Annotated in this window: 12 protein-coding genes; 11 read left to right on the top strand and 1 reads right to left on the bottom strand. The window is 41.4% G+C overall.

Annotated features, from left to right (window positions below; all coding sequences use genetic code 11):
• Positions 1-172 precede the first annotated feature (172 nt).
• The 11 genes from queC (at position 173) to WAZ74_RS07840 (ending at position 12,812) form a co-directional block, all read left to right on the top strand.
• Positions 173-952 carry a 7-cyano-7-deazaguanine synthase QueC gene (gene queC, locus WAZ74_RS07890; protein WP_422307571.1) on the top strand — a complete coding sequence of 260 codons (780 nt, stop codon included), beginning with the start codon at positions 173-175 and terminating at the stop codon, positions 950-952.
• A 284-nt stretch (positions 953-1,236) separates the two neighbouring features.
• Entirely contained in the window at positions 1,237-1,566 is a 330-nt protein-coding gene (locus WAZ74_RS07885; RefSeq protein WP_422307569.1) for a hypothetical protein, read from the top strand.
• 177 nt (positions 1,567-1,743) lie between these two features.
• The gene (locus WAZ74_RS07880) at positions 1,744-2,241 is read left to right on the top strand and encodes a peroxiredoxin (RefSeq protein ID WP_422307567.1); all 498 of its coding nucleotides are present in this window, start codon (positions 1,744-1,746) and stop codon (positions 2,239-2,241) included.
• Positions 2,242-2,419: 178 nt separating this feature from the next.
• Positions 2,420-3,949: a dihydrolipoyl dehydrogenase gene (locus WAZ74_RS07875; protein WP_422307565.1), complete on the top strand. Its 1,530-nt coding sequence runs from the start codon at positions 2,420-2,422 to the stop codon at positions 3,947-3,949.
• Positions 3,950-4,175: 226 nt separating this feature from the next.
• Complete coding sequence (locus WAZ74_RS07870) at positions 4,176-5,363, top strand: mechanosensitive ion channel family protein (RefSeq protein ID WP_422307563.1); 1,188 nt, start codon at positions 4,176-4,178, stop codon at positions 5,361-5,363.
• A gap of 211 nt (positions 5,364-5,574) precedes the next feature.
• Complete coding sequence (gene rlmKL / locus WAZ74_RS07865; RefSeq protein ID WP_422307561.1) at positions 5,575-7,884, top strand: bifunctional 23S rRNA (guanine(2069)-N(7))-methyltransferase RlmK/23S rRNA (guanine(2445)-N(2))-methyltransferase RlmL; 2,310 nt, start codon at positions 5,575-5,577, stop codon at positions 7,882-7,884.
• Between the two features lie 271 nt (positions 7,885-8,155).
• Entirely contained in the window at positions 8,156-8,731 is a 576-nt protein-coding gene (locus WAZ74_RS07860) for a TerD family protein (RefSeq protein WP_422307559.1), read from the top strand.
• A 204-nt stretch (positions 8,732-8,935) separates the two neighbouring features.
• The gene (locus WAZ74_RS07855; protein ID WP_422307557.1) at positions 8,936-10,003 is read left to right on the top strand and encodes a DUF475 domain-containing protein; all 1,068 of its coding nucleotides are present in this window, start codon (positions 8,936-8,938) and stop codon (positions 10,001-10,003) included.
• A 579-nt stretch (positions 10,004-10,582) separates the two neighbouring features.
• Positions 10,583-11,158 carry a TerD family protein gene (locus WAZ74_RS07850; protein WP_413519960.1) on the top strand — a complete coding sequence of 192 codons (576 nt, stop codon included), beginning with the start codon at positions 10,583-10,585 and terminating at the stop codon, positions 11,156-11,158.
• Between the two features lie 179 nt (positions 11,159-11,337).
• A complete protein-coding gene (locus tag WAZ74_RS07845; protein ID WP_422307554.1) occupies positions 11,338-12,090 on the top strand; it encodes a TIGR00266 family protein in 753 nt (250 codons plus the stop codon).
• Between the two features lie 113 nt (positions 12,091-12,203).
• Positions 12,204-12,812: a TerD family protein gene (locus tag WAZ74_RS07840; RefSeq protein WP_422307552.1), complete on the top strand. Its 609-nt coding sequence runs from the start codon at positions 12,204-12,206 to the stop codon at positions 12,810-12,812.
• Between the two features lie 106 nt (positions 12,813-12,918).
• Here the strand turns inward: WAZ74_RS07840 and WAZ74_RS07835 are convergent, their stop codons facing one another.
• Positions 12,919-14,184 carry a TerD family protein gene (locus tag WAZ74_RS07835; RefSeq protein ID WP_422307550.1) on the bottom strand — a complete coding sequence of 422 codons (1,266 nt, stop codon included), beginning with the start codon at positions 14,182-14,184 and terminating at the stop codon, positions 12,919-12,921.
• Between the last annotated feature and the right edge of the window lie 156 nt (positions 14,185-14,340).

The following is a 14,340-nucleotide window of genomic DNA, read 5'->3' as shown; positions in this document are numbered from 1 at the left end:
ACCTTAACTTATGCGTTAACAACTGCTGACGGTTCATAACGCATTTTTCCTGAATTTTATAACGCTACTTTAATATTATTTTAATAGCCATTTTATGCTGTTTTCAAGGTTTAGTAATGATCGTATTTTTGCTAAAATAGGCGTTTTTCGTAAACCAATAATAGATACTACTATGACGAACTCTACTACACAGACCACTTCCCCTGATCAAGAAAATAATACTGATTTAAATGCACTTCATAAAAGCCAAAATGCTGTCGTGCTACTGTCAGGCGGACTTGATTCAGTGACTTGTTTATATTGGGCAAAGGCACGCTATGCCTCTGTGACAGCAGTCAGTTTTGATTATGGTCAACGTCATAATAGTGAGCTGGTGGCCGCCAAAGCCATCGCTGACGCCGCAGAGGTCAATCATCGAATTATTGATATCGACATCGCTCAGCTTGGTGGCTCATCGCTAACTGACCACAGTATGATTGTCCCTGATGGTGATGCGGATAAGTTCCCGAATAAAAAACGCGATGAGATTGATAACGACGCCATTCCAAACACTTATGTACCAGCGCGCAATACTATCTTCTTATCTTATGCGTTGGCAGTGGCTGAAGTGACAGATTCCAATCATATTGTGATTGGCGTTAGCTCAGTCGACTATTCTGGCTATCCTGACTGCCGTCCTGAATACATTGCTGCCTTTCAACATATGGCAAACCTTGCCACCAAAGCTGGCGTAACGGGTCATCATTTATCGATTCAAACACCGCTGCAGCAGCTATCAAAAGCCAAAACCATCGAGCTTGGTCTGTCGCTGGGTGTTGATTATGGACAAACGATTTCTTGTTATCAAGCAGATGCCAATGGTCTTGCCTGCGGTGTTTGTGATAGCTGTGCTTTGCGCCGTCAAGGTTTTGCACAAGTAGGTATCGCTGACCCTACGCATTATCAATCTTAATAGCAGAGATAATCGTCTTAAAATACAAGAGAAGTCCTCTTAAAATATAGCCAATTAAACAGTTGCGAAACATTCGCTTGCATTAACACAGCACGCTGCCGTTGTATTTTAAGCAATATACTTGCTATGGTATGGACAAATATATCTATCACAAGATATGAGTGCTGCTACATAGTTCAATACATATAAACATGGGCTTATAAAAAATAGCACTTATAACATTAATAAGATTTTGCTGTTAATAAAAAATCTAAGAAATTGATGCTACCCGTAAGAGGATATTTATGAAGTTGTTGCCAGTATTACCCCTAGCTCTCGCTGCTTTGTTTGCCATGCCACAAGCAAATGCTGTCGATATTAAGCAGAATAATATCAATACCTGCGTCAATGGCGCGGTTAAATATAAAATCGCTGACAAAAGCACAGCGACCAAGCTTTGTAATTGCACCATCGGTGTCCGTAGCAATATGACCATTGGTCAGATGTGGGAAATTGAAAGCTATGCGCAAAGTAAAAAAGATCCATCATCTCTACCTTATGTGAAGAAAATGCAAAAAGATTTGCAACAATGTACGGTTGGTTTAGACTTAAAGCAGCCACAAAAACCTGCTTAATAAATAGTTGCGCAAAAATACAAAAGACTGGTCATTGCCAGTCTTTTTTGTTGCTAATACATAAGTGAAGTGTAAAGCTGAGTATTTATTTTTATTAATCTGCCTATAATAAGACCACTAATAACGATATATGCCTACCCAAAAATAAGACTAACCAAAACTAATAAGGATTTTACGATGGCAAAGCCGACCACAGAAACCATTACCCTACCTGATTTCCCAGTTACAATAGTACGCGAGCTAGATGGCAATTTTATTCATGATGATATTAGTCTAAAAGAGCTGGTTGCTAATACCAGTAAAGGACTTATCCTTTATTTTTATCCGAAAGACAATACGCCTGGCTGTACCACACAAGCGACAGAGTTTACCGCTCATCTTAATGAGTTTGATGAGTTAGGCTATGACATCATTGGCGTCTCACGGGATAGTGTCGAATCTCACGAAAAATTTATTGCTAAGTACAATCTTAATATTCCACTTATCAGCGATAGTGATGAAAAACTGTGCCAATATTTTGACGTGATTAAAGAAAAAAACATGTATGGAAAAATCACTTTGGGTCTTGTACGTTCAGCATTTGTATTTGATAAAAATGGCATACTTACTCATGCACAGCGCAATCTACGCGCAAAAGACTACACAGAGCGATTACTTACCACATTAGCGCCTTAGTTTTAGTACCCTAGTTTTTTCTAAATGTTACGATACATTCTTCTAATGTCGTTTTTGATTTGCTTTTGGATAGTTAGTTTTTTTATTTAGGACTGATTTTATTAAAAAATTGATATCAACGTAAAGCCGATTACTAAAGCACTAATCAATCATTAAACCATCTTTATTTGAGAATAATATGAATAAACAGCCTGATGCCGCATCTGATCATAGCACTTATCCTAGTACTGATAAAAAAGTGACACGCAAGGTATCTGTTGCGGTCATTGGTGCTGGGACTGCAGGTCAAAACGCCTTTCGCCAAGCTAGAAGAATAAAAGACGATGTCCTTATTATTAATGATGGGTTTTGGACAACGACTTGCATTGCAGTTGGTTGTATGCCGAGTAAATTACTTATTGCAGCCGCTGACCGTGCTTATGATACCAATCACTCTAGCGAGTTTGGGGTTCATGCTAACGCTCAGATAGATGGCAAGCAAGTCATGGAACGCGTTCGTGCTGAACGCAGTCATTTTGCCAGCTATATCGAAGAGCAAGTGGATAGCTGGCCTGAAGATAACAAGATCGCCGGACGTGCTCGTATCAATAAGCAAGGACTTATCGAAGTTAATGATGAGTTGATTGAAGCAGAGCAGATCATCGTCGCCACTGGCAGCTCGACTTTTATTCCAGAAGGCTGGGTCGATAAGCTTGGCAAGACGTTACTCACCTCCGATACGGTTTTTGAGCTTTCTGACTTACCGAAATCAATGGCAGTGGTTGGCGCAGGTGCCATAGGGTTAGAGCTTGCTCAAGCTTTTACCCGCTTAGGCGTTGACGTTACTTTATTTAATCAGGTCAAACGGGTCGCTGGTCTGAAAGACGATGATATCAATAACAAAGCTATTGATTGCTTAAGTCGTGAGCTGACCATGCATTTGGGCAGCAAGATTATTAATGTCGGTAGTGAAGCAGTCGATAGCCAAGCAAATGAAGACAATTCATCAAGCGCAGCCGCATTTATCGACTATGAAGATAGTGCTGGCGCGTCACAGCAGTGGCAAGGTGAGTATGTATTGGTCGCCACAGGTCGGCGCAATAATATAGAGGAATTGGGCGTTGAAAATCTTGGCGTTGAGCTTGATGAGAAAAATCGTCCAAAGCAGCTTGATAAAAAAACGGGTAAAATCGGCGATTTAGACGTCTATATCGTTGGCGATGCCAATGCGAATATTCCCCTACTACATGTAGCGAGCGATGAAGGTTTTAGTGCTGGCAGCATGGTCTGCGACAACAAAAAAGACGCCTATATCCGTCCACCAGCCACGCCGTTTTCGATTGTATTTTGCTCACCGCAAATCGTCAATGTTGGTATGTCGTTACCCGAAATCCAAGAAGATTCAGAGCTTGAGCATGTGATTGGAAAAGTGAGCTTTGACAATCAAGGGCGCAGCCGAGTTATGGGTGTCAACTGCGGTCTATTACATATTTATGGTTGCAAAAAAACAGATAGAATCTTGGGCGCGAGCATGGTTGCTCCTGATGCGGAATATATCGGGCATATATTAGCGATGGCTATTACCAATAATTTAAGTATCAAGGATATGCTTGATACTCCTTTTTACCATCCTACTATCTTAGAAGGTCTACGTACCGCATTACGCGATGTGCAACGGCTGATGGAGATACCTTACCAGTCTAATGATACGCAGGAAAACAACTCTTAAATATCTATAAACTCCATTTATACCGATGCTATTATTAATTTTTATTACCACTAATGTCAGTCAGGCTCAATTTGTATCAATGATTTGAGCTAGATGACTATTAGAGTTTTTAGAACCGAGTCAATTTAGCACTTAGTTAATTTAGCATTGAGTTAATTTAGCATTGAGTTATTGAGTTAATTTAGAACCATACTAATTTAGAACCCGACCTTGCATGGATGAGACAATGGCAATCGCTAGTATTACTGAGTTTTTTCAAGAGATTGCCCGTGATCTACATACTAGCCTTTATGTTGCGATTGGCGGCTCTATCGAAGAAGGCACTTTAGATTGGTCATCTAAATCAGTAGAGCTGGTGAGCACTGGGATCAAAATCCTAATACTGCTTGCGATATCGGGATTTCTTTACTGGCTAGCTATCTATGTGCTTAAAAAAAGCAAAAACCGCATTCGCCTGAATGAACGCCGCGCTAAAATTGCTCGCTCAATCTTGCGTTATATATGGGTCGTGACCAGTATCATTGCCATTATGAGTCAGCTCAATTTTGAGCCAGATACTATCAAGGCAACTGCCAAGGCAAGCACTTGGGCGGGGATATATTATGTGCTGTGGACGTCATCTGGACAAATCATTCATAAAGTCCTGCAGCATTATGGTCTGAATGCTTCTATTGAACAGTTACTCAAAAATATCTTATCGGTGCTTTTGTTAGTATTAGGACTTGCCAGCGTCATGGCGCAGTTTGGTTTTGATATTGTTTCGCTGGTGGCAGGTTTAGGTATCGCTGGATTGGCAGTAGGTTTTGCTGCGCAATCAACGCTTGCCAATTTTATTGCCGGTATTACTATTTTACTTGAGCAATCCTTTCAAGTGGGCGATTGGGTTAATATCAATGACAATGAAGGTCGCGTCGTGGTCATTGCCTTGCGCACAACTCATGTTTTAACTCGAGACAATATTACGGTCATCATACCTAATTCAAACGTGGCTTCTTCTGTGGTCACCAATCTAACCTCCAAGAACTTTATACGCTTTGATCTCCGTATGCGCATTGCTTTTGAAGATGATATCGATACCGCGCGCAAGGAGATTTTGCAAGTGCTGGCTGATAGCGATGTGGTGCTTAACCGTCCCGAAACTTCAGCGACCGTGGCAGAGATTGGAGAATACGGCGTGTTTTTTATCGTACGTTTTTGGGTCAAGCCAGCGGCAGTTGCTCGTATGCCAAAAATTAAAGAGGGTTTACGAGAGAATATCAAACACGCATTTGATGCCGCTAATATCTCGACCCCTTATCCTCATATGCGTCTGCTGATGCCCAAAGACGTTGATTATCCGATTCCTACCAAGCCTTTTGCGACTACGACTCAGCTGGTAGAAGGAAAAACCAAGCTAACTAAGGGCGATTCATAGTTGGCGATTCACTTATACCGTCATATTATTGAGCGTATTGTCTAGAACCGTTTTTTATAAAACACACTGCATTAGACACGGGCGTTTTAAAGCCAGCTGGCTTAAACATCAGCGCTTTAAACCATATCCTATGGAATTATGGTAAAATTAGCGGTTAAACATCTTATCTTATGATGTGCATTATTTATCAATTTAGCCCACAGGTATCCGTATGACCGAAACAACCGCCCTTGCCTCTTCTATAGCACCTTTGCAAGCATCTGCACAAACATTGCCGCTTGACCTTATTATCACTTGTGCCGATGGGCTGGAAGTACCGCTACAGACTGAGCTGACAAGTTTTGGTATGGCAAGCGAAATTAAAAGTACAGGCCGTCTTGCGGTTACGGGTACATTGCGTGATCTATATACTATTTGCCTTTGGTCGCGGGTTGCATCTCGCGTATTAATGCTCATTAAACGCAAAAACATCAATGCCGAATACGATGTAGCTGAGCAGCTTTATGGCTTAGCAAAATCGGTCAATTGGACGGAGCAATTTAGCTTAGAGCAAACCTTTGCTATCCGCCTGTCTGTCGATAAGCGTGTTGCGGTCAGTCAGCAGTTTGCCATGCTACGTATTAAAGATGCGATTGCTGATACTTTTAACGAAGTGTATGACAGTCGTCCTAACGTCGATAGTAAAAACCCAGACTTTTCTGTCTTTGCCACCGTCAATGATAAGCAAGCTGAGCTGTATCTAGATTTGTCAGGTACTAGCTTACATCGCCGTGGTTATCGCGTGGCAATGACCGATGCACCGTTAAAAGAAAACTTAGCCGCTGCCCTACTTTATAGCGCAGGCTGGCATAAGAAGAATGACGCGGGCAATGCACCTTTTTATAATGCGCTAATCGACCCGATGTGTGGTTCAGGAACCTTTATCATTGAAGCGTTACTGATGCATTGCGATTATGCCGTGGGTATCGATAAAGCGGCCAATCAATTTGGTTTTTACCAATGGCAGCATCATGACGATGCGCTATGGCAAGAAATGATCGATGATGCACAGACACGTTTCCGTGAAGCATTAGAGATTGCCAATGAGCAGCCAGATACTCTACCGCTCATCTTAGGATTTGATGCTGATAGTGGCGCTATTATTGCCACAGAAAAGAACCTGATTGCCGCCGGTCTGCAAGACTTATTGCCACTACTCGACATTGAAACGCGTGCCCTTGATCAACTGAGTGCCGTCCTAAAACCATTGGCTGATGATGGTCGATTGAGCAATCCTTTAATCATCACCAACCCACCTTATGGTGAGCGCTTGGGTGATGAGGAGATGATTAAACCTTTGTACCAGGCGATTGGACTTATTCTACAAGACAGCTTTGCTGATAGTGATGTCACGCCAATGCTAGGTATATTGGCATCCAATGTTGAGCAAGTAGATATATTACCAATTAAAGACCCAAAAACTCTGCGTTGTCATAATGGTGCCATCACCGTTTATTTCCGCTATGGAACCTTGATTGCTGGACAAACAGGTAATCTTGTCAGCCGCTTTGAAAAGCGTGAGATTGAAGTGGAAGAAGGACAAGACTTTATCAACCGCTTGCAAAAAAATCTTGGCAAACTTAAGAAGCTGGCTAAAAAGGACAATGTAAGTAATTTACGCGTTTATAACGCTGATCTGCCTGATTTCAAGGTTGCCGTCGATTTATATGGCGATTATGTGCACGTACAAGAATACGCGCCACCAAAAACCATTCCCCCTGAAACCGCTAAAAAACGCTTTAATCTGGCGTTAATGGGTATCCGTGAAGTTTTTGGTATTAACCGTGAACAAATCTTTATCAAAACCCGCGCTCGTCAATCGGGTAATGACCAATATAGCAAGCAAGGTAATACCGAAAAGCGTGGTAAGTTTTATGTCGCTCGTGAAGATGGTGCGTATTTCTACGTTAACTTTACCGATTATCTCGATACTGGGCTTTTTATTGACCATCGTAATATGCGTGCGCGTATCAAAGACAACAGTCGTGGCAAAGCCGTCCTAAACTTATTTGCTTATACTTGCACGGCAAGCGTACACGCGGCACTGGCTGGTGCCAAAAAAGTCACTAGCGTTGATTTATCGCAGAACTATTTAGATTGGGGCAAGCAAAACTTTGTGCTTAATGGTTTGGATGTCAGTCGCAACAAATACCAATTCGTTGCCGCCGATATTTTTGAGTGGATTAAAGACAATACTGAGCAATTTGATATTATCTTTATTGACCCACCCACTTTTTCGAACTCCAAAAAGTTCCAAGGTACGTTTGATGTTCAACGTGATCATACAGCGCTCATTAATCGAGCGATGAACCGTTTGACGGCTGACGGCGTTTTGTATTTCTCGAACAACTTTACCCGCTTTGAGTTGGATGAACAGTTAACCGAACGCTACGACATTATCGATATCACCCAAAAAACCATTGGTTTTGATTTTGATGTTAAAAAACCGATTCATCAGAGCTTTGAAATTCGTCATCGTTAGAGCTTTAAATGAAAGGCAACCTTATAAGAAACATAACAATGACCTAATCAGCTTTGATTGGGTCATTTTTTGTTGTTATGATAGAGCGTCACTAATTAGAAGCTAAGCAACCGTTGAGCGATGGTTTTGAATCAGTTTTAATCCCACTATCGCTTGTGCTTATATGGTTTTTATATTTACAGCTTTTATTTTCAAAATTTTTATTTTACAGCTTTCATGTTTATAACTTTACTATTGAAAGCTTTCCTACTCTAATAACAAGGATAATTCCATGGCTTTATCACTTAATAAAGGCGGTAACTTATCGCTAACCAAAACTGACCCAAATTTAACCAAGCTGCTTATCGGTCTTGGTTGGGATGAGCGTGCAACTTCTGGTGCTGAGTTTGATCTTGATGCCAGTATATTTTTACTAAGTAGTGCCGGCAAAGTACGCGGCGACCATGACTTTATCTTTTATAACCAGCTTAAATCTGATAATGGCGCGGTTGAGCACACTGGTGACAACCGCACGGGCGAAGGCGATGGTGATGATGAAGTCGTCAAAGTCAACCTCACCCAAGTACCTGCTGATGTCGATAAAATCGTCGTCACCGTTACCATTCATGATGCTACTGCTCGCAGTCAAAACTTTGGTCAAGTAGCTAATGCTTTTATTCGCGTTGTTAATGAAGAAACGGGCACCGAAGTGGTACGTTTTGATTTGGCAGAAGACTACTCTATCGAAACAGCGATGGTATTTGGTGAAGTCTATCGTCATAACGGCGAGTGGAAATTCCGTGCCGTTGGTCAAGGCTATTCAGGTGGCTTGCAAGCGATGTGTCAGCAATATGGTGTAAATATCTAAGTGGCGCCTTATATTTATGTCGTGTCTAAAAAGTAAAGTACATTTAGTTGCAAAATAGTCACAATTCGCTATAGTAAAACGATTAATAATGCTTTATGTTTCATTTAAAATTACACATAAGAAGTGGCTAGAGATAGCCGCTTTTTTATGGTCTATATCTCTAGTCGATAGACTTTAGCTTTACGCAACCAGACAGGATATGTCATGAGACATTTTTATTTAGACTTCATCTTCACAGCTATCGCATTGATGGTCGCTGCGTGGTGGGGATATTCACATGGTGGTATGGGCGGCATGATAACCACCCTTTCTATTACTGCTATTTTGGCCGTCATGGAGATTTCATTATCATTTGATAATGCGGTGGTCAACGCCTCAGTGCTTAAAGGCTGGGACGAGTTTTGGAAAAAGATATTTTTAACCGTTGGTATTTTAGTTGCCGTATTTGGTATGCGTTTGGTGTTCCCGATTGTCATCGTTGCCGTGACTGCCGACCTTGGTATTATGCAAGTAGTCGACTTGGCTTTAAACGATCCTAAAGAATACTCAGCCAGACTATTGGCGCATCATGCTGAAATCTCAGCATTTGGTGGTATTTTCTTATTGCTCGTCTTTTTAAACTTTATCTTTGATGAAAAAGAAGTACATTGGTTTGATTGGCTTGAGAGCCGTTTGGCCAAACTGGGCAAAGTCGATGCCATGAGTGTGTTTGTAGCGCTTATTGTATTAATGATTGCCGTATCATTTGCCGCTCCTGAACAGTCAAATGCTGTCTTAATCGCCGGTATTTGGGGTATTTTGGTATACCTGGGCGTACAAGTCGTCTCTGGCATGCTTGAGGGTGACCTTGAAGAAGATTTAGAAAATGAAGAAAACGGTTCGGGTGTAGCAGCGACCAGTGCGATTATGAAAGGGGGTATTATCGGGTTCTTATACCTTGAAGTCCTTGATGCTTCATTCAGTTTCGATGGTGTGATTGGCGCATTTGCAATTACCAATGACGTGATAGTTATTATGTTAGGTCTTGCTATTGGTGCGATGTTTGTGCGTTCGATGACCATCTTCTTGGTCGATAAAGGCACGCTTGATGAGTTTGTCTATCTTGAACATGGTGCGCATTATGCCATCGGTGCTTTAGCCATTATCATGCTGTTATCAGTGAAATTCCATGTACCAGAGATCATTACTGGTCTTATCGGTATTGCCTTTATTGGCTGGGCATTTGTTGCCTCACTCAATTACCGCAAGCAACAAGCAAAATCGATTACTTAACGTTAAATTAAAAGTAAGCACTTACGATTTTGTGAGTACGAAGTTGGACTATAAACAGGTTATATCAAGCAATTGGTATGACCTGTTTTTATTTTCAAACCTTATTCATATAGTCAGACCTAAATAAAAAAAGTACAACTATTATCAGACGCTACTGGTGTAAATTTTACTTGCTTACTGTGCCTGCGCAGACAGAGGCTGCGCAAAGTTTATCCCAGTAGCGCTGTATTTATTTAATAGTGGAACGACTATATTCCTTGCGCCTTAGAATGTTATCTACTTATTGCTCGCTGAATAGAGATGTTTTATATCTATCTCTTACCTACTAACAAATTTATTTTTTAATAACAATACCTTATCTACTATAGCCTAGCGTGTTAAAAAAGTATCAGCTGTACATGACTATTATACTCATTCGTAAGCACACAAAATTCGCCTTGCTTAGTATTGATTCGCTTAGTATAGTAAAACGTAACGATATGCAGGACGTGGCTTAACATTAATGTATTATTGTTTTTAGCTCAATTCTCATACTATCAAAAATAAAATCATTTAATTAATAAATCAAAGGATATTCATATGGCTATTAGCTTAACGAAAGGCGGCAACGTAAATTTATCAAAAGAAGCGCCAGGTTTAACAAATATCACGGTCGGTCTTGGCTGGGATCCACGCGCCACTGACGGTCAAGAATTTGACTTAGATGCCATTGGCTTTTTGGTTAATGAAGCAGGAAAAGTGCGTAATGATCAAGATTTTATCTTTTTTAACAACTTAAAGTCAGACAATGGCGCGGTTGAGCATACTGGCGATAACCGTACGGGTGAAGGCGATGGCGATGATGAAGCAATCAAAGTAAATTTGGCAAGCATTCCAGCTGATGTGAGTAAAGTAGCCCTTTGTGCCATCATCTATGAAGGCCAAGGCCGTAACCAAAACTTTGGTCAAGTAGGCGAAGCTTATATCCGTATCGTCAATGATAATGGTGGCACTGAAATTGCTCGTTATGACCTCTCAGAAGACGGCAGTACTGAAACGGCAATGATCTTTGGCGAATTATATCGCCATGCTGGTGACTGGAAATTCCGTGCCGTTGGTCAAGGCTTTAGCGGCGGTCTAGGTCCATTAGCCTCATCTTATGGCGTTAGTGTTTAAGACCAAAAGCTAAATCGGTAAACTCAAAAAAGCTATCAAGTGTGTCCTACTATCACATTTGATGGCTTTAAAAGTAATTGGCTAGCAAAAGTTTGCTTTTAGATAGGCGTTTAAAAAGTAAATAACTTTAAAAAAATATTAAATCACTATTCAAATGCTTATATAAGGATCTGCACCTCATGGCCGCAACGTTTAGCTTAATCGGTACGATTGAACCATTTTTACATTGTAACCTTAAAAAAGGCGATTCGATATATTGCGAAGCCAATGCAATGGTGATGATGGAGTCGAATCTTGAGCTTAAAGGTAAATTACAGGGCGGATTAGTGCAGTCACTGATGCGACGCTTTGCCAATGATGAATCATTATTTCAGCAACAGATTGAAGCCGTGAATGGTGAAGGTGATTGTCTATTAGCACCAACGCTTGATGGTGATATGCAAATACTTGATGTCGGCACGCAGCAATATACGCTTAGTGACGGCGCATTTGTAGCGGCGCAAACCGGTGTCGATGTGAAAGCTAAGATTCAGCGTAATTTGGGCGGCGCTATCTTTGGCGACACTGGCGGCTTTATGGTTATGCAAACCCAAGGTAATGGTCAAGTAGTGGTATCAGGCTTCGGCTCATTGTTTGAGATTGATGTCGAACCTGGTAAAGATGTCATTATTGATAATGGTCATGTAGTCTGCTGGGACTCGCGTTTGGAATACAAACTATCGGTCGCAACCAGCAAGAAAAAAGGCTTTATGGGCAATATTATCAACTCTGTCACCAGTGGAGAAGGTATGGTTCTAAACTTCTCTGGTACGGGTAAAGTGATCATCTGCTCGCGCAATCGCGACAGCTATCAAGGTTGGCTACAAAGTATCTTGGGCACCAGCTCAGGTGGTCGCGGCGGTAGTAGTGGCTTTTTAGGTAATGTCTTATAGCACTATTCAGTTTTAGCTTGACCGCATCAATGCTTATTTAGTAATTTATTTATCAATGCTTTATTTATCCATTTATTTTTAATTTTATCATTCACTATTACAAGGATTATCGTATGGCAGTCAGTCTACAAAAGGGACAGAAAATATCCTTAAGCAAAGAAGCCGGTGGCACACTCACTCAAGTGAAATTAGGTCTTGGTTGGGATGTTGCTCAAGGTCCACAAGATAAAAAAGGTGGTTTTTTAGGTAAATTATTCGGCGGCGGTAGTGGCGGCGATTCTATCGACTTAGATGCGTCTTGCATCATGTTCGATAGCAACAAACAACCAATTGATGCTATTTGGTTCAACCAATTGCAATCAAAAGATGGCAGCATCCTTCATACGGGTGACAACCGTACGGGTGACGGCGATGGTGATGATGAAGTCATCAATGTTGATCTATCAAAAATACCAGCTAACGTCGTTTCATTGGTATTCACCGTGAATAGCTTTACCGGTCAGACGTTTGAGACAGTAGAAAACGCATTTTGCCGTATCGTCAATGCTAATAACAATACTGAAGTGGCGCGCTATAACTTATCGTCACAAGGTACTCATACCGCAATGATTATGGCAAAAGTTTATCGCCATAATGATGAATGGAAAATGCACGCGATTGGTGAGACCGCTTCAGGTCGTACTTTCCATGATTTGATGCCTGCTATTACACCGCATGCTTAATGAGTTCAATATTTTCTAATAAGTACTGTTAGTTGTCTATCAGCAAGAAGCCTCTTTATTATTAATAAAGAGGCTTCTTTTTTGATTTTCTTTTAATATTAAAAAATTATTTACTACCACGCTTCCAACTAAAGCCCCAATTAAAGGCTTTATCCATCTCTTGATGACCTTTAAAATATTGGTCAATGCGCTCAACGTTGATACTACCCTGTTGGTTGACTAGACGAGCGATGGCACACATCGGTAAGTTACCCGTGCCTTCTGTCAAGCGTGTTTCAATTGGCGGTTGCTCTGGTACATGAATGGTCACTACCCCATCTGTTTGCGCCCAATTTGGCGCGCCTTCATAGATAAAGGCGAAAATAAACACCTCCTCAATCTGTGACCACTGCTGACCATTGATATCGAGCCACTCACCGCCGCTTACCTGTCCTGTTCTATCATCGGCACGCAACAGCACATACGGCGCTGATGTCAAGCTACCAAAGCGATTACCCAAGGCTTGAATTAGGGTTTTTTCACCGTTTTTCAAATGAATCATAGCGCCAACATCGAGATCTATTCCGCCAGCTTTATGCTGTTTAAACAAATCACCTAACAGTCCTTTTTTAGGGGCTTGCTTATCCATATCTGGACGCTGGTTCCAGTTAAGATTAACTGATATCTTACCAAAGTCATCGCGCTTGGTCAGATTGATGCTAGATTGATTTTTAGTTAAGGTGATTTTACTTAAGTTAATTGCAGGGGCGCTTGTATTACCAGCTGGAATCGGTGGTGGCGTACTTGTTTGAGGCGCACTACTGGCTTTTTGCGTATTGATTGGCTTTTGCGTATTGATAGACTGATTGTTCGATGGAGGCGCTTGTGCCGGAACGTCATCAGCAATCTCAACACCGAAGTGCTCAGACAACGGTTTAAGACCACCTTCAAAACCTTGCGCAATAAAGCGAAACTTCCAACTGCCCTGACGGCGATAGCATTCCGCTAAGATAATGGCTTTTTCATTACGTCCAGTAGCGCTAAGCTGGCAAGTCATTAGCACTTGGCTGCCTTGCAATACTTGAATATCGACATCGCTAACCTGAGCCAAGGTCTGCGCACTAGAAAACGCCAATGCTATCTTCTCTATACTCGCAGGCTGCGCAGACAGATTTATATCAAAAAACCCATCGCTATCGTGCCCTCGAAAGCTGACACTGCCATCATCGCTTCGCGTCTGCCCATAAAATATCATGTCACCATCACCGCGTACTTTACCATCGCTAGCCAGACGATAAGCCGCGCAATCGATGGCATTTTGGCTTAATATACGAATGCTAATATTATCAGTTGGCAGTGGCGCATTGGCACCGGCAATCAAGGCTTGGCTCATGGTTTATCCTTAAAATTCATTATAATTTGTTATATTGGCTATCGCCATATAGTAGCATGAATGTAGGCTATTCTTTAATGAACACTCCTACCTAAATATTTTAATCTAACCTGAATGCTATTTTTCGTTAAGCATTTATATCTAGCCGCATTTGTA

The sequence above is a fragment of the Psychrobacter sp. genome, assembly GCF_049295055.1.
Lineage (GTDB): Bacteria > Pseudomonadota > Gammaproteobacteria > Pseudomonadales > Moraxellaceae > Psychrobacter.
The sequence above is the reverse complement of the archived record's forward strand: the minus strand, read 5'-3'. Positions and strand labels throughout refer to the sequence as shown.

Bases quoted from the DNA above. Each gene is read 5' to 3' on its own strand.
- WAZ74_RS07840 (WP_422307552.1), top strand. From the start codon at position 12,204: ATGGCAGTCAGTCTACAAAAGGGACAGAAAATATCCTTAAGCAAAGAA.
- WAZ74_RS07885 (WP_422307569.1), top strand. From the start codon at position 1,237: ATGAAGTTGTTGCCAGTATTACCCCTAGCTCTCGCTGCTTTGTTTGCC.
- WAZ74_RS07870 (WP_422307563.1), top strand. From the start codon at position 4,176: ATGGCAATCGCTAGTATTACTGAGTTTTTTCAAGAGATTGCCCGTGAT.
- WAZ74_RS07845 (WP_422307554.1), top strand. From the start codon at position 11,338: ATGGCCGCAACGTTTAGCTTAATCGGTACGATTGAACCATTTTTACAT.
- WAZ74_RS07880 (WP_422307567.1), top strand. From the start codon at position 1,744: ATGGCAAAGCCGACCACAGAAACCATTACCCTACCTGATTTCCCAGTT.
- WAZ74_RS07860 (WP_422307559.1), top strand. From the start codon at position 8,156: ATGGCTTTATCACTTAATAAAGGCGGTAACTTATCGCTAACCAAAACT.
- WAZ74_RS07855 (WP_422307557.1), top strand. From the start codon at position 8,936: ATGAGACATTTTTATTTAGACTTCATCTTCACAGCTATCGCATTGATG.
- rlmKL (WP_422307561.1), top strand. From the start codon at position 5,575: ATGACCGAAACAACCGCCCTTGCCTCTTCTATAGCACCTTTGCAAGCA.
- queC (WP_422307571.1), top strand. From the start codon at position 173: ATGACGAACTCTACTACACAGACCACTTCCCCTGATCAAGAAAATAAT.
- WAZ74_RS07835 (WP_422307550.1), bottom strand. From the start codon at position 14,184: ATGAGCCAAGCCTTGATTGCCGGTGCCAATGCGCCACTGCCAACTGAT.
- WAZ74_RS07850 (WP_413519960.1), top strand. From the start codon at position 10,583: ATGGCTATTAGCTTAACGAAAGGCGGCAACGTAAATTTATCAAAAGAA.
- WAZ74_RS07875 (WP_422307565.1), top strand. From the start codon at position 2,420: ATGAATAAACAGCCTGATGCCGCATCTGATCATAGCACTTATCCTAGT.